At 37.1% G+C, this 26,091-nt stretch carries 23 protein-coding genes; 8 read left to right on the forward strand and 15 right to left on the reverse strand.

Annotated elements, in window-relative coordinates; translation table 11 throughout:
• Positions 1–93: 93 nt before the first annotated feature.
• The 6 genes from JKA74_RS01460 to JKA74_RS01485 all read right to left on the reverse strand — a co-directional run bounded on the left by JKA74_RS01460 (position 94) and on the right by JKA74_RS01485 (position 8,340).
• Positions 94–2,085 carry an elongation factor G gene (locus JKA74_RS01460; RefSeq protein WP_201429374.1) on the reverse strand — a complete coding sequence of 664 codons (1,992 nt, stop codon included), beginning with the start codon at positions 2,083–2,085 and terminating at the stop codon, positions 94–96.
• Between the two features lie 709 nt (positions 2,086–2,794).
• Positions 2,795–3,406: a TIR domain-containing protein gene (locus tag JKA74_RS01465; protein WP_201429375.1), complete on the reverse strand. Its 612-nt coding sequence runs from the start codon at positions 3,404–3,406 to the stop codon at positions 2,795–2,797.
• Positions 3,407–3,408: 2 nt separating this feature from the next.
• On the reverse strand, positions 3,409–4,851 hold the full coding sequence (locus JKA74_RS01470; RefSeq protein WP_201429376.1) for an SIR2 family protein: 1,443 nt from the start codon (positions 4,849–4,851) through the stop codon (positions 3,409–3,411).
• Positions 4,852–4,949: 98 nt separating this feature from the next.
• Positions 4,950–5,534, reverse strand: a complete 585-nt coding sequence (locus JKA74_RS01475; RefSeq protein WP_201429377.1) for a toll/interleukin-1 receptor domain-containing protein — start codon at positions 5,532–5,534, stop codon at positions 4,950–4,952.
• A 749-nt stretch (positions 5,535–6,283) separates the two neighbouring features.
• Positions 6,284–6,868 carry a hypothetical protein gene (locus JKA74_RS01480; protein WP_201429378.1) on the reverse strand — a complete coding sequence of 195 codons (585 nt, stop codon included), beginning with the start codon at positions 6,866–6,868 and terminating at the stop codon, positions 6,284–6,286.
• Between the two features lie 209 nt (positions 6,869–7,077).
• A complete protein-coding gene (locus tag JKA74_RS01485; RefSeq protein ID WP_201429379.1) occupies positions 7,078–8,340 on the reverse strand; it encodes an acyloxyacyl hydrolase in 1,263 nt (420 codons plus the stop codon).
• Positions 8,341–8,790: 450 nt separating this feature from the next.
• Here JKA74_RS01485 and JKA74_RS01490 point away from each other — a divergent pair, with 450 nt between their 5' ends.
• Both JKA74_RS01490 and JKA74_RS01495 read left to right on the forward strand, forming a co-directional pair.
• Positions 8,791–9,402, forward strand: coding sequence for a hypothetical protein (locus tag JKA74_RS01490; protein ID WP_201429380.1), 612 nt, complete (start codon positions 8,791–8,793; stop codon positions 9,400–9,402).
• Positions 9,403–9,422: 20 nt separating this feature from the next.
• A complete protein-coding gene (locus tag JKA74_RS01495) occupies positions 9,423–10,832 on the forward strand; it encodes a hypothetical protein (RefSeq protein WP_201429381.1) in 1,410 nt (469 codons plus the stop codon).
• 117 nt (positions 10,833–10,949) lie between these two features.
• Here JKA74_RS01495 and JKA74_RS01500 read toward each other — a convergent pair whose 3' ends face one another.
• The 4 genes from JKA74_RS01500 to JKA74_RS01515 all read right to left on the reverse strand — a co-directional run bounded on the left by JKA74_RS01500 (position 10,950) and on the right by JKA74_RS01515 (position 12,820).
• Positions 10,950–11,360, reverse strand: a complete 411-nt coding sequence (locus JKA74_RS01500) for a magnesium citrate secondary transporter (RefSeq protein ID WP_201429382.1) — start codon at positions 11,358–11,360, stop codon at positions 10,950–10,952.
• On the reverse strand, positions 11,357–11,644 hold the full coding sequence (locus JKA74_RS01505) for a hypothetical protein (protein WP_201429383.1): 288 nt from the start codon (positions 11,642–11,644) through the stop codon (positions 11,357–11,359). The genes JKA74_RS01500 and JKA74_RS01505 overlap by 4 nt, the downstream gene beginning before the upstream one ends.
• Before the next feature lie 128 nt (positions 11,645–11,772).
• Positions 11,773–12,147, reverse strand: a complete 375-nt coding sequence (locus JKA74_RS01510) for a DUF423 domain-containing protein (protein ID WP_201429384.1) — start codon at positions 12,145–12,147, stop codon at positions 11,773–11,775.
• A 1-nt stretch (position 12,148) separates the two neighbouring features.
• Entirely contained in the window at positions 12,149–12,820 is a 672-nt protein-coding gene (locus tag JKA74_RS01515) for a YggS family pyridoxal phosphate-dependent enzyme (protein WP_201429385.1), read from the reverse strand.
• Between the two features lie 213 nt (positions 12,821–13,033).
• Here JKA74_RS01515 and JKA74_RS01520 point away from each other — a divergent pair, with 213 nt between their 5' ends.
• The 4 genes from JKA74_RS01520 to JKA74_RS01535 all read left to right on the forward strand — a co-directional run bounded on the left by JKA74_RS01520 (position 13,034) and on the right by JKA74_RS01535 (position 15,910).
• Complete coding sequence (locus JKA74_RS01520; protein ID WP_201429386.1) at positions 13,034–14,587, forward strand: GH3 family domain-containing protein; 1,554 nt, start codon at positions 13,034–13,036, stop codon at positions 14,585–14,587.
• A gap of 4 nt (positions 14,588–14,591) precedes the next feature.
• On the forward strand, positions 14,592–15,215 hold the full coding sequence (locus JKA74_RS01525; protein ID WP_201429387.1) for a LysE family translocator: 624 nt from the start codon (positions 14,592–14,594) through the stop codon (positions 15,213–15,215).
• 130 nt (positions 15,216–15,345) lie between these two features.
• Positions 15,346–15,591 carry a ribbon-helix-helix protein, CopG family gene (locus JKA74_RS01530; RefSeq protein ID WP_201429388.1) on the forward strand — a complete coding sequence of 82 codons (246 nt, stop codon included), beginning with the start codon at positions 15,346–15,348 and terminating at the stop codon, positions 15,589–15,591.
• Positions 15,578–15,910, forward strand: a complete 333-nt coding sequence (locus JKA74_RS01535; RefSeq protein WP_201429389.1) for a type II toxin-antitoxin system PemK/MazF family toxin — start codon at positions 15,578–15,580, stop codon at positions 15,908–15,910. The genes JKA74_RS01530 and JKA74_RS01535 overlap by 14 nt, the downstream gene beginning before the upstream one ends.
• On the opposite strand, the gene JKA74_RS01540 is transcribed toward JKA74_RS01535, so the two are convergent.
• The 5 genes from JKA74_RS01540 to ald all read right to left on the reverse strand — a co-directional run bounded on the left by JKA74_RS01540 (position 15,907) and on the right by ald (position 22,213).
• A complete protein-coding gene (locus tag JKA74_RS01540) occupies positions 15,907–16,902 on the reverse strand; it encodes a formimidoylglutamase (RefSeq protein WP_201429390.1) in 996 nt (331 codons plus the stop codon). The genes JKA74_RS01535 and JKA74_RS01540 overlap by 4 nt on opposite strands.
• The gene (gene hutI, locus JKA74_RS01545; RefSeq protein ID WP_201429391.1) at positions 16,893–18,122 is read right to left on the reverse strand and encodes an imidazolonepropionase; all 1,230 of its coding nucleotides are present in this window, start codon (positions 18,120–18,122) and stop codon (positions 16,893–16,895) included. The genes JKA74_RS01540 and hutI overlap by 10 nt, the downstream gene beginning before the upstream one ends.
• A gap of 117 nt (positions 18,123–18,239) precedes the next feature.
• Positions 18,240–19,916, reverse strand: coding sequence for a urocanate hydratase (hutU, locus tag JKA74_RS01550; protein ID WP_201429392.1), 1,677 nt, complete (start codon positions 19,914–19,916; stop codon positions 18,240–18,242).
• A 189-nt stretch (positions 19,917–20,105) separates the two neighbouring features.
• The gene (locus tag JKA74_RS01555) at positions 20,106–20,927 is read right to left on the reverse strand and encodes a mechanosensitive ion channel family protein (protein WP_201429393.1); all 822 of its coding nucleotides are present in this window, start codon (positions 20,925–20,927) and stop codon (positions 20,106–20,108) included.
• 164 nt (positions 20,928–21,091) lie between these two features.
• Positions 21,092–22,213, reverse strand: a complete 1,122-nt coding sequence (gene ald / locus JKA74_RS01560) for an alanine dehydrogenase (RefSeq protein WP_201429394.1) — start codon at positions 22,211–22,213, stop codon at positions 21,092–21,094.
• A gap of 331 nt (positions 22,214–22,544) precedes the next feature.
• Between ald and JKA74_RS01565 the strand changes: the two genes are divergently transcribed.
• Positions 22,545–24,962: an alpha-ketoacid dehydrogenase subunit alpha/beta gene (locus JKA74_RS01565; protein WP_201429395.1), complete on the forward strand. Its 2,418-nt coding sequence runs from the start codon at positions 22,545–22,547 to the stop codon at positions 24,960–24,962.
• Positions 24,963–25,172: 210 nt separating this feature from the next.
• Positions 25,173–25,826 carry a c-type cytochrome gene (locus JKA74_RS01570; RefSeq protein ID WP_201429396.1) on the forward strand — a complete coding sequence of 218 codons (654 nt, stop codon included), beginning with the start codon at positions 25,173–25,175 and terminating at the stop codon, positions 25,824–25,826.
• Positions 25,827–26,091: the final 265 nt, after the last annotated feature.

Below are 26,091 nucleotides of genomic sequence, written 5' to 3' on the forward strand. Positions count from 1 at the left end.
GAACTTAAGTCTACTTTACCTTATGCTGTTACCGTAGGGTCGTTCCGCTGGAACTTAGGTTTTTGGGCTAATCGTAAAAGCATGAAGGAAATCTCACCCCATCATCCGTTCATCAGCCTTAAAAGCCCCGCGCATATGCAAAATCCACTGCGATTCATTAAGCGGAGAAACGCCTTTGTAGGGACGGGTTTTATCTTCTGTAAGTATAGTTTTTTCATAGCCATCCAGGCGGAGTTTTAGTCTGCCTTTGCCGGAAGTGGTGGCGCTGAATTGAATAGCATAATCCATAGCTTCGGCTACGGATACTCGACCTTTTAAAATGAAAAATTCCCCATCGAAAAAAGGGCTTTCCAAAGTGGCACGCATTTGACTTAAATCACTGGAGACCGCCCCAAGATAATCCTGATGGGCTTTGATTTCAAAGGCATACATAGGCTCCAAAAGATTGGTGCCTGCATTTTCTAATCCTCGCATAACACCCATGGGCGTGGCTAATAAAAAATCTCCCGGGTTGGAATGCACATTATGCTCTTCGCCTTTAATTAAAGTAATCTTGATATCGGTTACTTCATAGCCATGCAAACCTTGTTTTAAAGTCCACGGAATGGCGCGCTTCACTTCGTTGATGTATTTTTGGCTGATATCGCTAGTGCGGACTTTGTTTTCAAAGCTCACACCACTGTTCGCTTCTCCCGGCTCTATCAGAAATGTCATAATCGCCCAGCAAGGTTTTGGCATCCAGTAGCGGACAAAGCCTTCGGCTGCTTGAGCAGGGGTTTCTTTATAAATCACTTTTGGCGGAAGGAATTCTGCTTCAATTCCCCATCTTTGGCTCAGGCTGTCTTTCAAGACCTCCGTTTGAATTGGCCCCAGAATTTTGAGGTGAAACTCCCTTTCTTCCTTAAACCATTTGAAATCTAAAATGGGATCTTCCAGATTGAGAATTTCTAATGCTTCTCCTAATTTTTGGTAATCTTTTTCTTCTATGGCTTTTACCTCCACCGCCAATACGGCATTACTGATTTTGGAAAAGGAATCCGCCAGTTTTTCATTGCCTAAAATATCTCCCGCCAGGATTATATCAGAAGTCGTGATCAAACCGATTTCTCCTTGATGGAGCTCAGCCACTTGCTCCAGACCTCCGGCTTCGGCTTTAAAAATTTGGTTGATTTTAATGTCTTTGCCCATCTCTTGAGAGGGAATGCTGTCTTTGGTTTTTAGCAGACCGCCATAAGATTTGATATAGGCGAGCCTTCCAAATTTTTCGTGGAATTCGACTTTAAAAACCCTGGCAGCAGGAGTGGAGTAGTAATTTGTAGGGGAAGGGATCAGCTTTTGCATGCTATCTAACAATGCATCTATGCCAAGTCCCAGTTTAGCACTTCCGAAAAGTACTGGATAAAGGCTACCGTTTTTTATATGCGGCAAGGCTTGTGCCAAAATATTGGACATTTCGCCTATATTTCCTTCCAGGTATTTTTCCAGAAATGCTTCATCACATTCGGCTAAGTTTTCCAGGGAACTGTCAAGGATTGCATGATCGGTAAGGTTTCCACAAGCTTCAAAAGGCACTACTTGCACTTGATTGGAATCCGATAAATCAGGAAGGTTTAAAGCAAATAGTTTAGCGTCTAATTCTTTCTGAAAATCAGCAAAAACCTGCTCTGGGAATACGCCATCTCTATCAATTTTATTAAAGAAAATGATGACTGGGAGATTACGCTCTTTCAGGCTTTCCCATAAATTTAAAGTATGAGCCTGAACTCCTTCTTTAGCCGAAACCACTAAAATCACTGCATCCAAAATGGAAAGTGCCCGATCTACTTCTGCCGCAAAATCAATATGACCCGGTGTATCCACCAATTGGAATTGCCTTTGCTTCCAGCTGAAATTAACGGAAGCCGCTTTGATAGAAATTCCCCTGCTTTTCTCCAGCGCCAAACCATCCGTGATGGCAGAACCTTTATCCACACTGCCTTGCGTTTTGGTGGCACCCGCCTGATGCAACAAACACTCCGTCAATGAGGTTTTCCCTGCATCTACATGCGCTAAAATTCCTATGGTTAAAACTGTTTTTGATGACATTGGGGTGCAAACTTAGGCAGACTGGTTGGAATTTAGAGTGGGATTGGATAAATTTTGTTTCATGGAAATAAGAAAGCGTGACAAGCGATCATTAGAGTGGATGATTTTCACGAAAGATTTTAAACTATTTTAAAAATGATGACTGTTAATTATTTTGAATTTATTGATTTCTGTTCTAGTATAATAATACTAGTTAATAATACATTTTTTAAATTTTATACTGAATTCTTACCAAGGATAGGTTTTTTGGCAATAGGTTCCTTTTTGCTTAAGCTGATATTTGATTTGAAACATGATTTCTATTTTGAGAAAATCACCTCTTTGGAAATTTTAATTCTAAAACTTAGAAAGCACACCAATTCAATTAATTTTTTAATCCGCTTTTTTGCTCTTAATATGGTTATAATATTTTCTTGGATGGGGTTATTGGATATATTTATTGAATTAAAACAATATAATAGTTTCACTCATCTATTTCTTAAGAGTGGTTATTTGTTGAGGTCAACCATCAGTTTAATGGGTTATTTCATATTAGGTTTGTTTGCTAAATTATCTATGTTAATGATGGGTGGACTAATTAGTTCCTATGAACAAATTGGTTTGAAAAGAGTGTTAAAGTTTTAATTAAGAGAGTGATGTGAATTTTGTTTTTGCTTATTTTTCAAACCCTTACCTCTATTTTTTATATTTTGATGTTCGGTATTTTTATCTAACGTTGCTTTGACAAATTATAGTTCCAACTTTCTTTACTTTTGTTATACGCATTCTCAATATAATGTGAAGGGTTATTTAGGAAGTTCTCTTCCTCAACCAAAGCTATATAAGAACCATTCAATTGGTCAAATGATTGGCAATTTGGGCAAGAGTATTTATTATCAGTATTTAAATTATACCTATTATTATTTACTATGTCATATAATTTTGAATCATCAATAACTCTTGGAGTACATCCATCTTGATTTTGATTGCGACTAATTAACCAATCGTAACTTCCGTTATATTTCATAATCACACCCACTATACCATTTGTTCTTGAAGTGGTTGATTGTCTTTTATATTCTTTCAATGAATACTGGATTTCCCAGTCTACCCAATTGCTATTTTTTAGATTTGGTGAGATAATCACAATAGTCACTGATGTCTGAAATATCATATCTTTTAAACTATTTTTAATGCGGTCAATTTTATCTCCTGACATATCAGGAGATTCCGCAGTTTCACCTTGATAGTAACGTGAATCATCCCCTAATTTTTCGATGATTTCATCTCTTAAATCAGAAGCTTCATCGTATTTATAAGCAATAAATGTTTCTCTTGCCATTTTTATTTTTTTAAATTTTTTAGTAAATCCTTAATGATTTTAAGAGCCTGAGCGAATGTTGTTTCATCATCAGCTAATTTTTCTAAAATGGGCATTATCATTTTAGGATTTTCAAAATATTTATTTGGCTCTTCTGAAATAATATTAAAAATTTTTTCAGAAGCATATTTAGTTAACCCTATCGGAATACAAACACACCCATTCTTGTGAGCGATTTCAAATTCGCTAATCACTCCGTTAGCTTCTATTATTTCACTGTCAACGAGCTTATTGCCAAATACAAAGAATGAAATACCACACTTAGAAATCATATTTTCTCTATAATCAGACCACAATTCCTTCAAATTTTTTGACCCCGTTTCAAATTGTGGAAAGGGTTTTAGAATCAATTGACTTTCGGAATATTTATTAGAATTGCTATGTATTGCGTCCAATGCTCCATTTATTACAGAACTTCCTATACCCCATCCAAAACCATTTACAATCCTATAATCATTTTCGATGATAATCTTTGATAAATTATGTACGAATCCTATAGCATTGTTCTTATTGTGTGGCTCATAGGTTTCTGCACTTCCTGAAATAAAAACTGTTCGCTTTTTATATCTATTTTCAATTTCAGTTAGAACTGATGTAATGTCATTATAACTCTCTACAAGTAAAGATTTTATACCATAACGCTTTAAATCATTTATTGCGAGAGATTGTCTTCTATTATTGTAATCTAATGAAGCTTGGTCAGGATTTAAAGGGTCTCCAAGTTCATGCTTTTTAACAAAATAGTAGTGTTGTCTTTTATCTTTACTAAACCTGAAGTTTAATCGACTTAAAACATAATCGAGATTTGGGTCAGAAAAACTAAACCCAATGAATAAGAATGTTTTGGTTGTTAGTTCTCCGCTTAATGCATTTATAAATGGTTCATGTGTTTGATGATATTGTTCATACTGTTGTTTGGTTAAAATAGCTTCGTCAGGATGATTGACATCTCCGTGCATTTTGTAAATAACCAAGTCCCTTTTAGGCTTAGTGTTTAATAGTTGATTGTTTCTATATTTAACATCAATTATTTTATTTTCTTTCAGATATGTTTTTTCTAAAAGTTCGTCATAATTTGTAGTCCATATTGACGAAACAGGTAAGCGAGCAATGATTCGATGATTTTCAGTTTCCATCGTATCCTCAGTAAACTCTTCTAAAATTTTTCTATTTAGTTTCGACCGAGTAAGGTTTTCATTGACGTGATATTGAGCAATTGATATTAGGTCTTTTTCTTGGTTAATATTTAAACCTAAATCTTGAGCAATTTCACTCATCAAATCTGACCAATTAACATACCCAGCAGGAATTGATAGTCCAGCACCTGCAAAAATAGAAGCGGTGCCTTCATTCAAATCTTTCACATAGTCGTTTATAAATACTTCTATTTCGTTGCTAAATTTCATCTGATAATTTTTATAAGTGACCACCCTAGAAGCAAGTATGAGTTAACATTCATTCTAGTGATTACTAATTGAATAACTCAAAATGTTTAATTTTTTTTCTAAGATTTCAGCCATTGTTCTAAAGTTATAAATCTTCTCGAATTATCTTCTGAGGGATAGAGTACATAATACCCTTTTGATATATATGTTCCTGTATTGGTCTTTTTAGTTCCATCTTGGTACTCAATGGATGGGTAAATTTGTAGATATTCATTACCTGTCCAATGTCTATTATTATCTGCTAAACCAAGTATTGCAATGTTGTCTTTTGATAGCTTGTAAGTGTCTCCAATTCCGACTTCCCAGTTACACCATTTTGAAGAAACAGCTCTATTTGTTGCTAAGAGAATGAACTTTTCATTCTCAGTAATTTTTGATTTTATCTTGTTAGCAGTAACTTTATTAGTCCTTTCAGGCATCGTGCCATCCATCCAATCTACATAAATACTAATTCCTAAATGCTCAAAAAATATTTTAGCTTGTTCAACTTTATCTTTGTCTAGATGAGAGTGAGATAAAAAAATACTCGTTACAGATGTTGATTTTGAGAAAATTCGATTTTCATTTACAAATCCTTTTAGACCTGAAAAACCTGCATTTTGGCTTACTATACTCCGAAACTGTGACTCTGTTATTATTGCCATTGTAAATTAATTTAATATCTTTTTCTTTATTTACCTCAGTTCGTAAAACTCTGAAACCTTCAATTGATAGGGACTTTTCAGGTTTTGGCGAATATTAAATGCTAAAAGTAGTTAATCAATCACAAAATTGGACGTTATAAATATAGAGTTTATCGAAAAGAGACAATTAATTCTTGCTTTTAGGCTACTAAATAAAGTAGTGGGGTAAGTGGGTAGGGAATTTGAGAGTTTGAAAGAGTTTTATAGGGGTCTGTTATTAAATTCATTGGTTAAATTATCAATCAAATTTGTCTTATTGCTCTCATGTTGCTTCATACTTTTTCCAATGATGAAAAAGTATGCAAAAAATCTAGGCAAAACGAAGTTTCCTCGCTACATGCCATCGCTGGCTCACCGTTTTGCCCTCCCTCCCGCTTTTTTCGCTAAGGCGAAAAGTGGGGGAGTTAGCTTTAAATCAATTGAGTAGGAACCATTAGTTTTTATTAGGGTCTGGCTAATAATATTTATCAATTAGAAAAATTCCACCGACAGTTATATCAAGAGAGTGGATAGATTCAATCCATTGTTTTACAGAAAGAACAAAGTTATTACTACCTGCTGCATTTTTAATTGTACCGAATTCGGTATAATTAAAATCCGGATTATAAAGGGACTCCCATTCCCCAAGCGTCCGCTTGGATCAAATAGCTGAAGGGGAAGGAGATTTCGAAAGAACTTTAGTGCAAGCCCTTCCTCATCTCTTCCAAATATTATTGAATACCAAAACTGAGTCCCATACCAAGGATGATTCCTCCCGGTGACAATATTTGCAATACTTGCTGGTCAATTTGTGATAATGTTGAACCGTCTTTTACTTCCCAAGGCTGGTCTTTCAAGGCCAAAGCATAACCAAGGGTTAAATTAAAGGTGTTATATTTTCCAAACCACCAGTTATAGCCCACTTTAAAGTTTAGGGTGCTGACACTTTCCAGTCGCATGTTGACTGTATTCGGTGAACCGTTGCCTGAATCAAATTCCACATCAATATCATCGATACCTGAAGATCTTGTCAAATTAACTCCGTAAGTGACCCCATGTCGATAAGACCTATCATAACGAAGTCCAATAGAAGTTCTAATTCCCCAGGTGCTTAAGCCAAGGCCACCTTGCAGGAAGAGTCTTTTATCAAGAATGTAATTAGCGGAAATTCCTGCTAATCCGGTGTACGTATTAATGCCTGTTCCAATGCCTAAATAAAACTGTGGTCTGTGATCGGGGTCATAATACTCTCCCGTCTGACCATTTAATTCTAATGAGATAAAGATAATACTCAAGAAAAGCAGGGCTTTTTTCATCTATTTATAATTAGATTATACTTTGATTATTTACAAATCGAGCACAAAATTATTCAATTAATATTAATAACCTATTAAGCTATATAATTATTCATTCTTTTCCTCGTCTAACGAACACAAGCTAGTGATTTTGGGGTGAGGTGATTTATCAAGCCTTTTTTAATTTCCATAGTGACACTTGTAAGTGACTTTAGTTGTAAGTAAAATTCCTATTCATACCGCTTCTGAAAAGTATAGGCTATCCGGAAGTCCAGAAACTCTGCTACCTGTCGGTGTGCCAGCAGATTAATGCCTGCACTGAGGTAACGGTTAATCCGGTACTTTATCCCCCAACGATGGAAGAGACGGTCGTAGTAAGGCGTTTGGTCAAAGATGTATACGCCCAAGCGTTGGCTAAACTGGAACCGTCCAAGCAAAAACTCATGCCCCAGCAGTAGGCTCGCTTTCACCGGGCTGGCATTAAGGCCTTCTCTGTGAAGTTTTTCTTCCAGCTTCTCATCGTGGTAGACTTCTGCTCCCAAAGTGAGCATACTCAGGCTTCCTACCTGTCTTCCGGCCTGCAAGGCGAGACCGCCTGCCAGATACCTTTTGCGATTGCCTGCTACATTGTAGCCTCGGCTCATAGCACCGAGTATAGCAATGTCGTAACGGGGGGAGTATTTTCTCCAGTATTTTTCAGTAGTTCGTGCGCCAGTGTACCAGGGGCGTGAAATAGGCTGGTAACTTAACGCTATTCCGGCAGTGGGCCAGTTGATGCCTTTGTTAGGTTGCCGCATGCCCCCATTGGAAATGTGCTGATAATTTATACCAGGATTTAGCCACCACTGTTCCGATAACTGCACCCAGACACCGACACCCACCAGCAAATAGATACTCAAGTGGGTACTGTACGACTGGTTGCCGGGATTGCTGATGCTATCATAAGGGTTGTTTAGGTATGAAAGTCCTGCTGCGCCTTTCAAGGAGAAAAGGACACGCTTGCTAATACGGAAAGTGGGTTCCAGAAAGTAAGCTGCGGTGCCACTCTTGCCCAATAAACCCACATCGTAATCGTAATAAGTTAGCAACAGTCCCTGACGAGGATAGCAGTGGCAAAGGGCATAGGTGGCAGAATCGTTGCGCTGCCAGCTAAGTAGGGCTTCTATGCCGGTTGGTCGTGCTCCGCTGGTGTTTTGCACATCTTCAGAATGCGCAAAAATAAAGCCATGTTGTACACCCAGGCCCACCGAAAATAGTGGTTCCTGCTTAGTTGTATTTGCTGTTATTTCTGTAGAGTCTGTCTGGGCAAGAGCATGGGTTGTAGCGCATGTGGCAAAAATAACTACCCCAAGCCATATCTGTGCCGGCACCTGCCTTTCAACATACCGATTGCATTGGCAGACATTTAGGCAAATCTTCTTGAGAAAACAGACCATTGTCAGCAGAACCATTGCCTGGAATTTTATCAACATCCATATTATATTTCTGTCCATATAATGCGTCTTTTGCTTTGACTAATTCACATGTTCCCTTCCCATCTTATACCACCACATGTTTAATCCCACGAAAGGAAAATCTGGTAGTTTATGATTATTGTTACGTGCTTCAGCTACATTATACGATTTTTTTATATCAGAATAAATTGATCCTGATGTTACCTCTGCATGGCAGATTTGTATTGAACCTTTTTTTATTGTTTACATACTTAAATAAGTGAAGAAAATCGAGCCGAAAAAGCTTATCACAAACTATTTTAAGCTTATTTCGGCTCTTTTTTGGTTTCAATCTACGGATTTAAGGTATTATAAAATCTTTAAATAATTAGATAAAAATAAGGTTTTGAATATTTGATCCGTTAGTTTTGAGTTTTGCTTTACTCAAATTTTCACAAAACGAATGGTAGTACCTTATATGGAAAACCCATTTCATTAAATAAAAATCTATTGAAAAAACTATTATTTTTAAGCACCTTATTTTTTATAGGGCAAAGTCTGATCGCCCAAACTAGTCAAGTCTCTTTTGAAACTTATTTCGAGTTTCCCCTTGATGAACAGAAAGACTATTTTAATGTTGCCATAGCTCCTACACTAGGCTACTTTTCATTAGATTCCTACAAAAGAAAAACTTCGAAGTGGGGTTTTGAACTAGGTTTGAGCAAGGCAAGCCCTGTTGCAGACACCATACTGATTGAAAAAGATAACAATACAGAGAAAAGAGTTTACCAACAATTTCAATCTATCAATCTCCAAATTTCAAAAGGAGTTGAATTCGCTTTGACTTCAAGGATATTTTTAACCTATGGATTACAGGTCTCCTTCAGATACGTCACTTATGATTTCACCATAATTGAAAATAATTATGCCAGTGAAGAGGGTGTTCTACAGTTCAGAGGAGGAATAATTCCGAAAGCAGGCCTAAAGTTTAAAGTATTTAATGAAGTGTACATTGGACTTGAATCCTTCTATTTCCTTTCTGTTAACAGTGCGGGAGAGTTTGGAAAAGATACATTCAATAGTTATGCAGGTATATCACCCTCATTATCAATCAGATTTTAAAATCAAATAAACGATACTCAATGCAAAAGAAATATCAAAAATCCACATTACTAATGCTGCTTGGCTTACTCCTTTTTTTCAAGCTGTCAGCTCAAGATGTAGAAAGAATCAAACTAAACGCAGAAGGGCGTCTTCTTAAAACCCTGCCTGTTGAAAATGGTGTTGTATTCATTACCATTAAAGGCATGGATATTAAAATCACCCGTTACAGTAATAGCTTCGAGAAGGAATGGAGTAAGGATTTAGATGTAGCCTACAGAGATACTAGCATACCTCTTATCGAGACTGTAACAACTCCATCTGGAAAATTCCTTTTTACTACTCAGGTTCATTCCAAAGGCTATCATAATAAAACTCATTATATTAATAAATTAGACTCAGAAGGAAAGCAAACGAAATTTGAAATTGAGGGTAGGGACGAACTGGGCAAAGAACTTCAAGCCATATTCTGCAATGATGACTACTTTTACTATTTAGCTACAGATAATGGTGACCAGAAACATGACAGAAAGAAAAGAGATGAAAAACTTATCCTTAATTCATTTGGGGCGGATGATTTTTCCTACTCTAGAAAAATATTAGATCTACCTCCTGTAGAAGGCGAAGAACAAATTTTCTGGGAGTTTATCGGTCATACAGACTCGGAATTTTATGTAGCTTCTAAGAAAGTTGATTATAGAGAAAATTTTTCTGAAGTAACGATCATCACATTTGACAACAAGGGAAACCGTCAAAGAAGCTTTAAATTAAATGTAAATCTTGAAAATGCCTATATCAGGCCAGCACGTTTAGATAAAACCCGTCATCGAATCTTTTCAGATCAGGAAAATTTAGATTACACCATTAACCCCCAAAATGGTTCAATATACCCAACATGGGGTGGCTTCACAGGGGTTTATTTTGGAGGAGATCATATTTATCTCTATGGGTTGCTTGGTCCAGATAAGTTTAAAAAGGTTGCAGCGAAATACGAGGGAGCTTATGTCATTAAATATGACCTGAAAGGAGAGCTAGTTTGGAAAAAAGAGCTTACAGATAATGCTGATTTGATCAATAACAAGAAATTCAATAAACATAATACACCAGGTTTAAGAGGTATTTCATTAGTAGTGTTACCTGATGAAACAATAAATTTCAACATTGATGTTGCAGCAGCATTTTCCGGCTCTTTATATAAATACATTATTAGTGCTGATGGTTTAAACAAAAAGGTGGAAGGCGTGGATATTTCCAGAAAGAGTTATAAGAATGCGCTGGCATTATATTACGATGATGCTAAAAACCATGGAAAGCAATTTATTAAAACCACCGATATTGGAAACGAAAAAGGAACCATTTTTGGGAATTTGCTTTATAATAATTTAGAGGTTCTATATGAGTTGAATGTTAAAGGTAGACAAATAAAAAATATCTACCTGTTAAAAAAATAGAAGGAAAGCCCCTGATGAATACCATTCATCAGGGGCTTTTTTTTTTTAGATACTAAACACAACTGAATTTATAGTAGTAATTAATCAAAAGAACCTTAAATAAAAATATGTGATTCTCTATTTTTTATGATTTACTCTTTCCTCCCACTGCTTTTTGCTTTTACGCGCAATTAGCCGGTAAAAAATGAGGGCACCCACTATATAAAATCCGATATCCAGGAAATCTGAAGTGAAATTGGCAGGATCTGTAATGGGCAAAACACCCTCAAAAATGACGCTGAATATTACAATAGCAATAGCGATATGACTTTTGGAAAGGTAATAAAAATTACCCGCAGGATGGATCCATTGTAAAATCTGTGTGGCTATTCCCAATACAATGGGCATACATAGTAAATCATCTAAATAGGCATGTATAAAAGGGATATAAACACCATAAATCCTTTCCAATATCTGATTAATAAGGAATAGTATAAGAGAAACCCAGAAAAGAGGATGTTTGAAAGTGTATAATTTATCTTCACTCATGCAGGTAGAATGGCTAAAAGCCAGGAAATAAATGCAATTATGGAGATGAAAATCAGGTAGAGGATATTGCCGGTTTTTTTAAAGAACTTTGTGAAAGCATTGTCGTCTTCTTTAATGGTGAACATCCATTTGTCCAATTGCTCTTTCCTTATCTCGCTAAGCTTATTGAGCCTTTCCTGCATTTCATCTTTTAATACCTCTCCGCAATTGCTACATCTCTGGTTCTTTTCTCCGGTTAAAACATTCCATGTTCCACAATTTTGACATTTAATACTCCGCTTCATCCTTTTCCTTTTTTTGCTTCACTTTCGCTGGGTGTGAAAGCCCATTCAATACATACAGGTTAAACGGTCTCGCTAATTGGCATGTTGGGAAAAAGGCTTTACAAATTGACCATTTCTGGATCAGGAGGTTATAAGCTTTTTCCTACACCTATGGCCAGCAATATCCAGGCAGCAATAAGAAAAATGCCTCCTATAGGTGTAATGGCGCCTAATTTAGTGATTCCCGTAGCACAAAGTAGATAAAGGCTTCCCGAGAAAATAATTATTCCCATTAAAAAAGAATAACCGGAAAACTGCATGAATTTATGGTCAAATTGTGCCATCATAATGCCTAGCAGAATTAAAGCCAGGCTATGGTACATTTGATATTTTACCGCAGTTTCATAGGTTTCCATCCTGCCGGTAGCAGTTAAGGTGTCTTGTAAAGCATGTGCTCCAAAAGCACCAAGAATTACAGATACGGCCCCGGATACTGCTCCAATTATAATAAATAATTTATGCATCTTATTTTTGATAATTTCTTTCTCCAAATATAGCACTTCCCACACGAACCATCGTACTACCTTCTTCTATAGCTATTTCATAATCACTACTCATACCCATAGAAAGCTCTTTCAGGTTTAATTTTTCATCATTGAATTGCTTTCGTGTGTTGTCAAAAATATTTCTTAAGGATTTGAACTCCCTTCTGATTTTGTCTTTGTCTTCCGTAAAAGTGGCCATGCCCATTAAACCTCTTACTTCTATGTGCTTCATTTCTTTGAATTCACCTGAAGCAAGCAGTTCTTTAAGTTCATTTTCATCCAGGCCGAATTTGCTTTCTTCTTCCGCAATATGTATTTGTAGAAGCACAGGTATTGTCCTTTCAACTTTATTCGCTTGTTTGTTGATCTCTTTCAACAACTTAAAACTATCCACAGAATGAATTAAATGTACATAAGGAGCGATGTATTTTACCTTGTTTCTTTGTAAGTGGCCAATCATATGCCATTCAATATCATTAGGCAAAACTTCGGCCTTTTCAGTCATTTCCTGCACTTTATTTTCCCCAAAAGCTCTTTGGCCGGCCTGGTAGGCTTCCATTAAATCCTCTTTTGGTTTGGTTTTGCTTACAGCTATCAAAAGACAGTCCGGTAATTTTTTTTTGATTTCATTTATGTTGGATGCGATACTCATTGAATATATTTTATTAATTTTCCGATTATATTTAAGTCATAAATGGACAAGAGTGTTTGAAACCATTCCTAAGATTTTGAAAGGGGAAGGAGTAGTTCAGCAAAGTAAATTAAAGTACGTTTGATCATATTTCACAATTAATTTTCAATGTAAAGGTTTAAAAACCTATTATAATTACATAATTTAAATTTTTATTATTTTCAATTTCTATAGATGGCACTTTTAGGAAACCTTATTAAAAGAGGAATACGGATCAGGGAAGGTTTGGATCAGGATTTTACACCTCCTTTTGATTTACAAAAGTCTGAACTGCGTAAAATGCTGATTGCAGCCAGAAATACGCAATTTGGCAAGCATTACGATTTTAATGCTATTCTTCTCAAACTCAAAAGTTACGACAATAAGGCTTTTTACGAGGCATTCAGTCAGCATGTTCCTATTCATACTTATGATAAAATGTATGAAGATTGGTGGTACAAATTAAGGGAAGGAGAAAAAGATGTGACATGGCCGGGCAAGATTAAATATTTTGCTTTGAGTTCTGGTACATCCGGAGCTTCCTCAAAACATATCCCTGTATCCCTGGAAATGGTAAAAGCTATTCAAAAAACGAGTGTAAGGCAAATTTTATCTTTATCCCGATATGAAGGTTTACCTTCTAAGGTATTTGAGGGAGGCACTTTAATGGTGGGAGGAAGTACAGATTTAAATGATAATGGTAATTATGCAGAGGGGGATTTAAGTGGAATTACCACTTCAAGAATTCCTTATTGGTTTCAAAGATTCTACAAACCCGGCAAAGCAATATCCCGGAAAAAGGACTGGGAGGAAAAGCTGGAGCAGATGACGCTTAAAGCCAAAGACTGGAATATTACCATCATTGCCGGAGTGCCAGCCTGGATCCAGATTTTACTGGAAAAAATCATTAAACATTATAATGTAGCCCATATACATGAAATATGGCCTAATTTCGAAATTTATGTTCATGGAGGGGTGGCTTTTGAGCCTTACCAGAAGAGCTTCGAGAAATTATTGGGGAGGAAAATAAACTATATCAATACCTACCTGGCTTCTGAGGGATTTATAGCTTTCCAGGCCAATCAGGGCGTGAACACCATGCGCCTGGTATTGAATAATGGCATTTTTTATGAATTCATCCCTTTTAATGAGAAGAATTTTGACGAAGACGGAAATCTTTTAGATAATCCTGAAACGGTAATGATAGACGATGTGGAAGAGGGTAAGGATTATGCATTGTTGATAAGTACTTTTTCAGGTGCATGGAGGTACCTGATTGGTGATACCATTAGATTTGTATCCAGAACGGAGACTGAAATAGTAATTACAGGTCGGACAAAGCACTTCCTGAGTTTATGTGGAGAACATTTATCAGTGGATAATATGAATAAGGCATTGATAGAAGTTTCACACCAACTGGGTTTTAGTATGAAAGAATTTACGGTGGCCGGAGTTTCTCACGATTCACTCTTTGCCCATCATTGGTTTATTGGTATTGATGATAAAGTAGATGTGAATATGCTTAGAGATCAGCTGGATGCCAAGCTGAAAGAGCTTAACGATGATTATGCTGTAGAAAGAACTGCGGCACTTAAGGATATAAAGGTGACGGTTCTACCAACAAATGTTTTTATTGAGTATATGGAAGAATTAGGTAAAGTGGGTGGTCAGAATAAGTTTCCAAGGGTGATGAAAGGAGATAAACTGGAAAGCTGGCTGAATTATTTATCAAATAGAAATTTAGTATAACTACATGCTTTCAGTAATATTTAATGGAATTTTATTCGGCTTGCTTCTGGCAGTCATGTTGGGGCCGGTTTTCTTTGCCCTCATTCAAAATAGTATTGTAAAAGGCCTAAAACCGGGCCTTTATATGGCTTTAGGTATTGCATCTGCAGACATTACTTATATTTTTCTGATGTACTTCAGCGTGCGACTCTTTAGTAACAACGATACAGTATCAGTGCTGTTGGGAAGCATTGGAGGAGCCATTATTTTCGTTACAGGTATACTGAGTTTGTTTAAGAAATCCCACACTTCTGAAGAGCAAGTAAAAACCATCAAAAAGGGTTTTACCAGACAATTTGTTAAAGGCTTTGCACTTAATGGAATCAATCCATTTGTTTTGCTTTATTGGTTAGGTGTGATGACGATGGTAACAGTTAATTATAAATACGACCATACAGAACTGGTTACCTTTTTTGTGGCACTTATTGCTACTCTGTTAGTTACAGATACAGGTAAAGTTGTTTTAGCACAGCGTCTTAGAGCCTGGATTACCGATCAAAGATTAAACTGGATGAATAAAATTGTGGGGGTAGCACTTATACTTTTTTCCTTTCGATTGTTTTATTATGCCTTTGAGCATTATCATTAATTAATATTTCCTGCTATTTTGGATATTTAGAAGTATTGTAAACTCCTTACTTTGAAAAGAGTTGAGTGTTTTTCGATAAATGAATTTTATCCTTTATAAATATGTTTTATATTTATAAATAACATTTATCATGACGACAATCACCACCTCTTTGCCAGATGATTTAGTGGAGAAATTAGCAGAAAAGGCGCAACAGTTGAATCTCCCGAAGAATAAATTGATTGAAAAAGCTTTAAATCTATACCTGGAGTACCTAAATAAAGCAGAATACATCCAATCCTATAAAAAGGCTTCTTCCGATACTGATATTTTAACTATAGCAGAAGAAGGAATGGAAGAATATTTAAAGCAATTGCCGAAAGATGAAACAAGCTGAAATTTGGTATGCAGATTTAAATCCGGTTAAGGGTAGCGAACAAGCCGGATATAGGCCTGTAGTTATATTAAGTGGTAATTTGCTGAATGAATACCTGGAAATTGTGATTGCCTGTCCTCTCACCACTAAAATTAAAAGGTATAAGGGAAATCCAATTTTACTACCAAACGATGAAAATGGATTAAAAGCTACCTCTGAGGTATTGGTATTTCATGTCAGGTCTATTTCAAAATCAAGGTTAATTGAGAAAATAGGACAGATTGAAGCAAGTGAATTAGACCTTATGATCAAGACTCTGGGGGAACTTATTAAGTACTAATTTTTTTCCGATACCCCTTTAATGAAATCTGTTACTAAATAGGAGAGGAGCTTCCCTGTAGTACCTGAGCTCAAGCTGTTTTCCAATTGAGAAGACGCTTCACATAAATGTAAATAAGTGGCCTCTGTTTGACGTCCGCATCGGTAGGCGAATTGCCTTGCTTGTGTACTGCTAAATCCGCTAGGGCTCATGGCACTGCTAAGTACACCTTCCACACTGTCTAAATCCAGCTCTATTCCACAACTTCCTTGTGTGATTTCAACTAGATCCTGAAAGGCGTCATCAAAAGAAATTTTATTTCTCAGGAAGATGTCTTCCCAAAAATAGTGATGAATGTCTTTATGTTTGGCCATGTCAGTAAGCATGGCCTGGCTGTTATAATTTTCATGGAGGCCCAGCATTGTATATTTTTCCATAAAGCCAGCTTCTTTTGCAAATCGGAAAGGATTCCCACTGTGTCGCCCTTCTTTTCTGCGGAAATCAGCATGTGCATCCATATTGATCACATGAATGGGTTTCCTGTTTTTACCCAAAAAGGCACCTTTTATAATAGGATAGGCATTTGCATGGCTTCCGCCTATAATAATAGGTGTTTTTCCTGCTGCAATAATTTCTTCAATAACAGGAAAAACCTGTTCATCCATTTTTTCTGTCGCTTCTCGATAGTCATTAACGGATGCATTTATATCTGCAAAAGCCGAAAAATCGAAAGCTCCAAGTATATGAATATTGCTTCCATTTAATCTGTCAGTATGCTGCACATTCAAAAATGAACTAAGGTAGGCGTCCCAGGCTGAATGGGTTCCTGCAATACCTAAATTGGCTTTCACCCCTATAGATTCCTGAATGCCCAGCACTACAAACTGAGCTTGCGCAACTTTCCAATTAATTCCAAAACTGACAGTTTCACCTAACTTGCTTTCACCTTCTCGCGAATTGCAATGGGTGTTGATTGTTTGTTGGTCAGCGTAATGAAAGTATTTTAATTCCATTTTCCGTTAATCATTACTTTGTCAATAGAATTGGAACCAAATGCATAAGGCAAATAGGCAAGGGAAGGGATTTTCTTGGTCAGAATAAGATTGGCTCTTTTTCCTACTTGGATAGATCCCACTTCATTCTCTACTTCCATGGCACATGCACCATTCAGAGTAGCTGCATTGATCGCTTCTTCCGGAGTCATTTTCATTTGAATACAAGCAAATGAAATCAATAGAGGAATATTTCCGCTAGGAGAGGAGCCCGGGTTATAATCTGTTGCCAAAGCCACAGCTGCACCGGCTTCTATCAGTTCCCTGGCCGGAGGAAAGCGCATCCGTAAAAAGAAAGCTGCTGAGGGCAATAGTGTGGCAATGGTGGAATTGTTGGCTAATAACTCAATTTCTTCTTTTCCAATTGTTTCTAAGTGGTCTACGGATAGGGCATTGTGTTCAATTCCTAATTGTACCCCACCACTGTTGTTCAGCTGATTGGCATGGATTTTTGCTTTTAAGCCATATTTGGCACCGGCTTCTAATATTCTGGTACTTTTTTCTTTGTCAAAAAATCCTGTTTCACAGAACACGTCTATGTAGTCAGCCAGTTTCTCTTCGGCAATAGCCGGCAGCATTTCGTTGATGACGAGATCGATGTAAGCCTCATGATTTTCTTTGTATATTACAGGAAAAGCATGTGCTCCCAAAAAAGTGGATTTTATGGGCAAGGCAGTATTTTCTTTGATCCTGCGGATTACTCTTAACATTTTTAACTCGGCTTCAACACTTAATCCATACCCACTTTTGATTTCCAAAGCACCCGTACCTGTTTGAATGACTTCTTTCACCCGAACCATTGCTCTTTCATATAAATCATCTTCGGAAGTATTGGCTAGTTTATTCGCTGAGTTGAGTATTCCTCCACCTTTTGCGGCTATTTCGGCATAGCTTATGCCTTTTATTTTGTCCACGAATTCTTCTTCACGACTTTGGGCAAACACGATGTGAGTGTGAGAATCACAAAAAGCCGGCAGAATAATTTGTCCCTTCAGATCCATCACTTCCTCATACTCAAAATCGACATCCATATCTTCCATAGAGCCAAATGCTGCTATCTTTCCATCTGTAACCTTTAAGTAGGCATCATGGATTACAGGCAGCTTTCCTAAATTGTTTCCCCGAAGCAAATCATTTTTTTCATGTGTTCCGTAAAGGGATTTTATGTTGATAAAGAGCATATTTTATTTTTTGTAGTTTGAAGTCGGGAGTCAGAAGTTTGAAGTCGGAAGTTTTAAGACAGTTGTTTGAAAAAGAGCGGAAATGAACTGATGATCAATCCATTTCCGTATTTTTATTTATTTATTCAATCTGTCTTTAATATTCAGGCCATGTTTTCTGGCAGTATCTTTGGCAATGTCATAACCGGCATCTGCATGACGGATAACTCCCATACCGGGGTCATTGCTCAATACTCGTTTTAATCGTTTTTCAGCATCTTCAGTGCCATCTGCTACTATTACCATGCCTGCATGGATAGAATAACCCATTCCAACACCACCGCCATGGTGCAAAGAAACCCAACTCGCACCACCTGCTGTATTGACCAAAGCATTAAGAATTGGCCAGTCAGCTACCGCATCGGAGCCATCCATCATTGCTTCTGTTTCCCGGTTAGGCGAAGCAACAGAGCCTGTATCCAAATGATCACGACCTATTACAATGGGTGCTTTCACTTTGCCCTCTTTTACCAGTTTATTAAAAGCTAAACCTGCTTTTTCTCTCTCTCCTTGTCCTAACCAGCAAATTCTGGAAGGTAAACCCTGGAAAGCAATACGCTCCTGAGCCATTTTAATCCATCGGTGCAAGGATTCGTTTTCAGGAAATAATTCCAGAATCAGATCATCAGTTGCTTTGATATCCTCAGGATCTCCTGATAAGGCCGCCCAGCGGAAAGGTCCTTTTCCTTCGCAAAATAGCGGACGGATGTAAGCAGGTACAAATCCCGGGTAATCAAAAGCATTTTTTAAGCCTTTTTCGTGGGCTCTCGCTCTTAAGTTATTACCATAGTCAAAAGTAATGGCTCCTTTTTGTTGAAGTTCAAGCATTAACTCCACATGTCTATACATTGAAGCATAAGCTAATTCTTCATATTTAGCAGGATTTTGCTCACGTAAAACATTAGATTCCTCCAATGATATTTCATGGGGAACATAACCCACTAAAGGATCATGTGCAGAGGTTTGGTCAGTCAAAACATCTGGTATAATGTTCCTTTCTACCAGTCTTTCCAATAAATCCACTACATTGCACCTCACGCCAATGGAGATTCTTTCTTGATTGTTTTTGGCTTCCAGGGCACGATCAATTGCCGCATCAATTCCCTCAACAGCTATATCAAGGTAGCGGGTGGAAATTCTTTTGTCGATTCTCCATTGTTCTACTTCAGCAACAAGGCAAACACCATCATTCATGGTAACGGCTAAAGGTTGGGCTCCACCCATTCCACCCAATCCGGCAGTTACTGTGAGTGTGCCTTTAAGGGAGTTGTTAAAATCCTTTTTACCAATAGCTGCAAATGTTTCAAAAGTACCTTGTACAATACCTTGCGAACCAATGTAAATCCAACTTCCAGCAGTCATTTGGCCGTACATCATCAGGCCCTTTTTCTCTAATTCGTCAAAATGTTTCCAGTTGGCCCAATTAGGTACTAATTGTGAGTTGGAGATCAACACTCTGGGAGCATCTTTATGTGTAGGGAGAATGCCGACTGGTTTTCCGGATTGTACAATCAATGTTTCATCCTCTTCAATTTCTTTAAGTGCTTTAATGATCAAATCCAGCGATTCAAAATTCCGGGCAGCCTTTCCTCTTCCTCCGTAGACAATTAATTCTTCCGGCCTTTCTGCTACCTCCGGATCCAGGTTGTTTAAAAGCATGCGCAAAGCAGCCTCCTGTACCCATCCCTTGCAGTTTAATTTTGTCCCGGTTGGTGTTTTATATAATTCAGCTGTATATCTTTTTTCAGTTTCCATAGAAGGGAATTTGTTGTTGAATGTTTATAGGCATGAAATAGCAGTTTTTTAGACAAAATTCCAAGGAAAAGCAGTTTCAAATTGGTTTTTAAAGCTGATTTTAATTCTGTTTTCAACAGAAGTTAATGTTAAGAAAAAAGGCCTGGAACGTAAATCCCAAGCCATGTAATTTTTCATTTTCGAAGAAAACTATTTCGTTTGCATATGAAGGTCTCTTTGAGGGAAAGGAATTTCAATATTATGATCATTGAATGCATTATTGATGGCTTCCATATTGTCCCAATAAACAGGCCATAAATTGTTAGTGGCTGTCCAGCATCTTACGCTCAGGTCTAGTGAGCTATCTCCAAAATTAGAGAATAGTACAACCGGTGCAGGGTCAGCATTTATTCTCTCGTCTTTAGCTAATGTTTCTAATAGCACTTTTCTAACTTTCTGAATGTCGGAACCATATGCCACACCAACAGCCATATCTACCCTTCTTGTATCTTTAGCTGTCAGGTTGGTAATATTTGAATTCGCTAAAGCACCATTAGGCATAATCACTAGTTGATTATCAAATGTTCTTACATGAGTATGAAGAATATCTATTTTTTCTACCACACCTAAAAAATCTTGGGCTTTGATGATAGAATCTACTTTAAAGGGTTTAAATGTTAATATCAATATTCCCCCTGCGAAATTGGATAAGCTTCCTTGCAATGCCAGGCCAATAGCCAAACCTGCGGCACCAAGTACACCTAATAACGCAGCTATTTTCACATCCAGTGTTTGGGCAATAATGAGTATTAAAACTATATATAAGATAAAACGGAATAAGCTGGATAGAAAGGAATTTAAAGACTGTTCAATCTCCCATTTCTGGAATCCCTTTTTTATTGCTTTCATTATATACAGAATGGCAATTCTTCCGATAATGAATATGAGAATGACCTTGATTAGGGCTATTCCTATCTCAATTCCATAAAGTTGGATTTTATCCAAAATATCAGGATCTAAATTTTCAAACATAATAGGGTTGTTGATTAAATTTCAAATATAGAAAAAATATAACAGCTAGATCAACAATTACCACAGGGCAGATGTTTTCTTTACACTGAAAACAAATTATAAAAAAAAGGACCAGAGAATATCCAGTCCTTTTAATTTAAAAATCCGATTGTATATGAAGAGTATTATTTCTCTCCTAAATATTTTTCAAATGGCACATGTTGCAGGTCAAAAGCTTCAGCTACTGCTTCATAAACTACATCTCCTTTAATAATGTTTAATCCTAAAGCTAGATCCCTGTTGTCCTGACAAGCTTTTACCCATCCTTTATTGGCCAATTGCATGGCATAAGGCAAGGTAGCATTTGTTAAGGCTAAAGTAGAAGTGTAAGGTACCGCTCCTGGCATGTTGGCAACACAATAATGTACTACATCATCAATGATATAAGTAGGATCCTCGTGAGTGGTAGGTTTACAGGTTTCAATACAACCTCCTTGATCTACAGCAACATCCACTAAAACAGTGCCTGGTCTCATTTCCTTTAACATATCACGTGTAATCAAATTGGGTGCTTTAGCTCCGGGAATCAATACAGCCCCTACTATTAAATCACTTACTTTAATCATTTCACGAATATTATATTCATTGGACATGAAGGTGTTAACGTTTGCAGGCATTACATCATCCAGATAACGTAATCTTTGCAGGTTAATGTCCATGATGGTCACATCAGCACCCATTCCGGCAGCCATTTTTGCAGCGTTAGTCCCAACTATTCCCGCACCTAAAATTAAAACTTTTGCAGGTCTAACTCCCGGTACGCCTCCTAATAATATACCTCTTCCTTTTAATGGTTTTTCAAGATACTTAGCACCTTCCTGAATAGACATTCTTCCTGCTACTTCAGACATAGGAATTAATAATGGTAAACTTCTGTCAGGTCTTTCTACAGTTTCATAAGCCAGGCAAACAGATTTACTTTTGATCATTGCATGGGTTAATGGCTCATAAGAGGCAAAATGGAAGTATGTAAATACTAACTGGTTTTCTCTTATTAAACTATATTCCTGTTCAATAGGCTCCTTTACCTTCATTATCATTTCAGCCTTAGCATAAGTGCTTTCAATGTCAGGTAAAATCTGTGCTCCGGATTGAATATATTCCTCATCCAAAAAGCCACTACCTTCTCCGGCTGTACTTTGGATATATACGGTATGTCCTTGTTTTACAAATTCTTGTGTGCCTGCCGGTGTTAATGCCACTCGGTTTTCGTTATTCTTGATTTCCTTAGGTACCCCAATGATCATAATTGTGCAATTTTTTAAATGTAATAACTTGCGGCAAATATAATTAAGTAAAAAGAATTAAAAGAGCAAGAAGCAGTTTTTTTAACCCCTTGAAAATGAGATTTTTCTAATCAATTTAATATTTTATTTTGATGATTTTGCCATTGTTAAAATTTGGCAAAACAATGTATTGGCAAAATGTTAAATTGTTATTCTTAATTTTTGCAATTCACAAATCCTCTTAAAATGCATAGGATTACACAAGAGGGTTTGAAACCGTCATCATTTTGGTTATTTTTGTTGCACTTACTGCAATCAGTAAGCTTGTATTATTTTAATAAAAGGCTTCTATATGTCAAATTCAAAAATATCAAAAAGCACTGATCAAAAAATAAATACAGAGGAAATTCTGAAAGACTATCAAATTGCCTGCGAGAGCAGACAAGCTAGTTTGATAGGTAGGAAGGAAGTGTTTATGGGTAAGGCTAAGTTTGGTATTTTCGGAGATGGAAAAGAGCTGGCCCAGTTGGCCATGGCCAAGAATTTCCAAAATGGGGATTTCAGGTCCGGGTATTACAGGGATCAGACTTTCATGTTTGCTATAGGACAGTTGTCTATTCAGGAGTACTTTGCCCAATTATATGCACATACTGATGTGAATGCTGAGCCGGCTTCTGCCGGGCGACTAATGAATGGTCACTTTGCCACCCGAATGCTGGATGAAGCGGGTGAATATACAGATTTGACAAAATCAAAGAATAGTTCTTCCGATGTTTCACCAACAGCAGCGCAAATGCCCAGATTATTGGGATTGGCATTTGCTTCAAAGTTATTCAGGGAGAACAAGGAATTACACCAGAAAGAATTTAATAAATATTCTATAAAAGGAAACGAAGTTGCTTTCGGAACTATTGGCAATGCCTCTACCAGTGAGGGAATGTTTTATGAAACCATCAATGCAGGAGGTGTATTGCAGGTACCTATGCTTGTTTCGGTTTGGGATGACCATTATGGCATTTCCGTACCACAGGAATTTCATACTACTAAAGGTAGTATTTCTGAAGTTTTAGCAGGATTCCAAAGGACCAAGGATAAAAAAGGGTATGAAATACTGGTTGTAAATGGTTGGGATTACGAAGCATTGAATGAAACTTATCGAAAAGCTGCAAAAATCTCGCGTGAAGAGCATGTGCCGACTTTGATCCATGTAACTGAACTAACTCAGCCACAAGGACACTCAACCAGTGGTTCGCATGAGCGGTATAAATCTAAAGAACGACTGACATGGGAAGCTGAGCATGATTGCCTGGTGAAATTCAAATCCTATATTTTAGATAAAAAATATGCTTCTGAAGAACAGTTAAATAAAATAGAGGAAGCCGCAAAAAAGACAGCCAGGGAAGCGAAAGAAGCGGCATGGAAAGCTTTTATCAATGATATTAAAGATGAACAGAAAGAAGCATTGCAACTTCTATCCAATTTCCAGGAAAATGCGGATGCCAAATCTGAAATAGAACAAATTATTAAAGATTTAAAGGCTGTCATGAATCCATTACGCTTAGATGCTGTCAAGGCTGTGAAAAAAGCATTAAGATTAGAGCGCAAAAATGATACTGATGCCAAGAAAAAGCTGGTTAATTGGCTCAATGCAATTGTTGATCAAAGTCATGATCGCTTCAGTTCTCACCTATACAGTGAATCTGAAAATGCAGCTATATCTATTAAAGCTGTGCCGGTTGAATATGATAACGATGCCAAAAAAGTTGATGGAAGGGAAGTATTGCAGGCATGTTTTGATGCAGCCTTGCAAAGAGACCCAAGAGTTTTTGCTTTTGGTGAAGATGTAGGGAAAATTGGAGATGTAAACCAGGCTTTTGCAGGATTACAGGAGAAATTTGGCGAGTTGAGGGTGATGGATACAGGAATCCGTGAGTGCACTATTTTAGGTCAGGGAATTGGTGCTGCACTTCGAGGTTTACGTCCTATTGCTGAAATCCAATACCTGGATTATCTTTTGTATGGCATTCAAATCCTTTCAGATGATTTAGCCAGCTTGCAATACCGTACCAAAGGTGGGCAAAAAGCGCCACTTATCATCAGAACAAGAGGACATAGATTAGAAGGGGTTTGGCATTCAGGATCCCCAATGGGAATGATTTTGCATAGCATTCGGGGAATCCATGTATTGGTACCAAGAAATATGACCCAGGCAGCCGGTTTTTATAATACTATGTTGCAATCAGATGATCCGGCTTTAATTATTGAGTGTCTGAATGGCTACAGATTGAAAGAATCGATGCCTAAAAATATTGGGGATTTCAAAGTGCCATTGGGTCAGCCGGAAATCATCAGAGAGGGGAGTGATGTGACTATTGTTACTTATGGTTCCATGTGCAGGGTAACAATGGATGCAGCTAACCAGTTGGAGGAATTGGGTATTTCATGTGAAATTATAGATGTGCAAACCTTATTGCCTTTTGATTTGGATCATCAGATAGTGGAGTCAGTAAAAAAGACGAACAGAGTAATTTTTGCTGATGAGGATGTACCTGGTGGTGCTTCTGCTTATATGATGCAAAAAGTAGTAGAAGAACAGCAAGCTTTTAAATACCTGGATTCACAACCTCTTACAATTAGCGCCAAAGCACACAGGCCAGCCTATGGTTCCGATGGTGATTATTTCTCCAAACCTAATCCGGAGGAGATACTAGAGAAAATCTATGGTATGATGCACGAAAGCAATCCACAGAAATTTCCTGAACTATATTAATCTTTTCTGGAAAACCCATTGAAGGTTTTCCAGAAAAGTTTCTTGCATGATAGCTAAAGTGCTAAGAACACAATAGCAGAATGGCTTGGCTAATTTTCTCCTATCACTTTATAAGCTCAGCCGGAATAAATATGTTCAAAATAAAAACTTCGTAAAGATCCTTGTCGTCTTAATGTAATCAGAGTGTTAGTGTTAAATTAACTAATAATCATGATATCATTAAAAAAGAATCTTGCTTGTATTCCCTTCTTAAAAGTGTTTATGGGAGCTTTTTTATCCCTGGCTATTCTAAATTCATCCTATGCACAATCAGATTCAGGGGAAATCCCCACAGATGAAGAAGTAGTGTCAACCGGAGCCACACTATTTAGAAACAACTGTGCCGCTTGTCATGCTGTTCATGAAAGCATAATAGGTCCTGCACTTGTGAATGTTTACGACAGGAGGCCATTGCCATGGTTGATGGATTTTGTTAAAAATTCTCAAAGGGTGATAGAAAGTGGTGATGAGTATGCTGTGAATTTGTATGAGGAATATAATAAGGCAGTAATGCCCAGTTTTGATTACTTTTCTGAAGACGAAATAATGAGCATACTGGCATATATTAAAAATGAAACAGAAAATAAAAGAGCTGAACAACCACAAGCTATTCCAAAAGCAGATTCAGGGGAGGACAGGGCTGTAACAGTTTCCGGGAATGAAGAGTTGTCTTCTGATTATTTCGGATTAATATTTGGAGGGTTTATTCTAATATTTATACTCATATTAGTGGTAATGATTTTGGTGATAGTAGTACTTAGGAAATTCATTGAGGAGGCAAGAGGCTATGCCAGTAGAAAACCTGAAAATGATGTTATTAGGTAGTGGAAAGTCATAGCTGTTTTTGAAAGAGAAATAATGCCATCTTAAAATCAAATTTAAGTAAGTAGAAAATTAAATAACCTTTCCGCAACGTAAATTCTTTGCATTCTGTTTTTTGGCACCGCACGTAATAAAAAAGCATCATTTTGAGCAAAAAAACATAATCTATTCATTAACAGTTACTTGTATTCCGGATTCATTTTTCCAGAGATGAATGACTCTACGAAAATTGTAAATTGCTTTGTATTTCCTATGTTTAGCTTTTGTT

Origin of the sequence: Marivirga aurantiaca, assembly GCF_016679925.1 — a bacterium.
Lineage (GTDB): Bacteria > Bacteroidota > Bacteroidia > Cytophagales > Cyclobacteriaceae > Marivirga > Marivirga aurantiaca.

Coding starts and splice junctions, on each gene's coding strand:
- JKA74_RS01495 (WP_201429381.1), top strand. CDS start 9,423: ATGCAAAAGAAATATCAAAAATCCACATTACTAATGCTGCTTGGCTTA.
- ald (WP_201429394.1), bottom strand. CDS start 22,213: ATGATCATTGGGGTACCTAAGGAAATCAAGAATAACGAAAACCGAGTG.
- hutI (WP_201429391.1), bottom strand. CDS start 18,122: ATGCTCTTTATCAACATAAAATCCCTTTACGGAACACATGAAAAAAAT.
- JKA74_RS01510 (WP_201429384.1), bottom strand. CDS start 12,147: ATGCATAAATTATTTATTATAATTGGAGCAGTATCCGGGGCCGTATCT.
- JKA74_RS01535 (WP_201429389.1), top strand. CDS start 15,578: ATGAAACAAGCTGAAATTTGGTATGCAGATTTAAATCCGGTTAAGGGT.
- JKA74_RS01465 (WP_201429375.1), bottom strand. CDS start 3,406: ATGGCAAGAGAAACATTTATTGCTTATAAATACGATGAAGCTTCTGAT.
- JKA74_RS01505 (WP_201429383.1), bottom strand. CDS start 11,644: ATGAAGCGGAGTATTAAATGTCAAAATTGTGGAACATGGAATGTTTTA.
- JKA74_RS01470 (WP_201429376.1), bottom strand. CDS start 4,851: ATGAAATTTAGCAACGAAATAGAAGTATTTATAAACGACTATGTGAAA.
- JKA74_RS01530 (WP_201429388.1), top strand. CDS start 15,346: ATGACGACAATCACCACCTCTTTGCCAGATGATTTAGTGGAGAAATTA.
- JKA74_RS01555 (WP_201429393.1), bottom strand. CDS start 20,927: ATGTTTGAAAATTTAGATCCTGATATTTTGGATAAAATCCAACTTTAT.
- JKA74_RS01565 (WP_201429395.1), top strand. CDS start 22,545: ATGTCAAATTCAAAAATATCAAAAAGCACTGATCAAAAAATAAATACA.
- JKA74_RS01540 (WP_201429390.1), bottom strand. CDS start 16,902: ATGGAATTAAAATACTTTCATTACGCTGACCAACAAACAATCAACACC.
- JKA74_RS01500 (WP_201429382.1), bottom strand. CDS start 11,360: ATGAGTGAAGATAAATTATACACTTTCAAACATCCTCTTTTCTGGGTT.
- hutU (WP_201429392.1), bottom strand. CDS start 19,916: ATGGAAACTGAAAAAAGATATACAGCTGAATTATATAAAACACCAACC.
- JKA74_RS01520 (WP_201429386.1), top strand. CDS start 13,034: ATGGCACTTTTAGGAAACCTTATTAAAAGAGGAATACGGATCAGGGAA.
- JKA74_RS01525 (WP_201429387.1), top strand. CDS start 14,592: ATGCTTTCAGTAATATTTAATGGAATTTTATTCGGCTTGCTTCTGGCA.
- JKA74_RS01475 (WP_201429377.1), bottom strand. CDS start 5,534: ATGGCAATAATAACAGAGTCACAGTTTCGGAGTATAGTAAGCCAAAAT.
- JKA74_RS01460 (WP_201429374.1), bottom strand. CDS start 2,085: ATGTCATCAAAAACAGTTTTAACCATAGGAATTTTAGCGCATGTAGAT.
- JKA74_RS01570 (WP_201429396.1), top strand. CDS start 25,173: ATGATATCATTAAAAAAGAATCTTGCTTGTATTCCCTTCTTAAAAGTG.
- JKA74_RS01485 (WP_201429379.1), bottom strand. CDS start 8,340: ATGGACAGAAATATAATATGGATGTTGATAAAATTCCAGGCAATGGTT.
- JKA74_RS01480 (WP_201429378.1), bottom strand. CDS start 6,868: ATGAAAAAAGCCCTGCTTTTCTTGAGTATTATCTTTATCTCATTAGAA.
- JKA74_RS01515 (WP_201429385.1), bottom strand. CDS start 12,820: ATGAGTATCGCATCCAACATAAATGAAATCAAAAAAAAATTACCGGAC.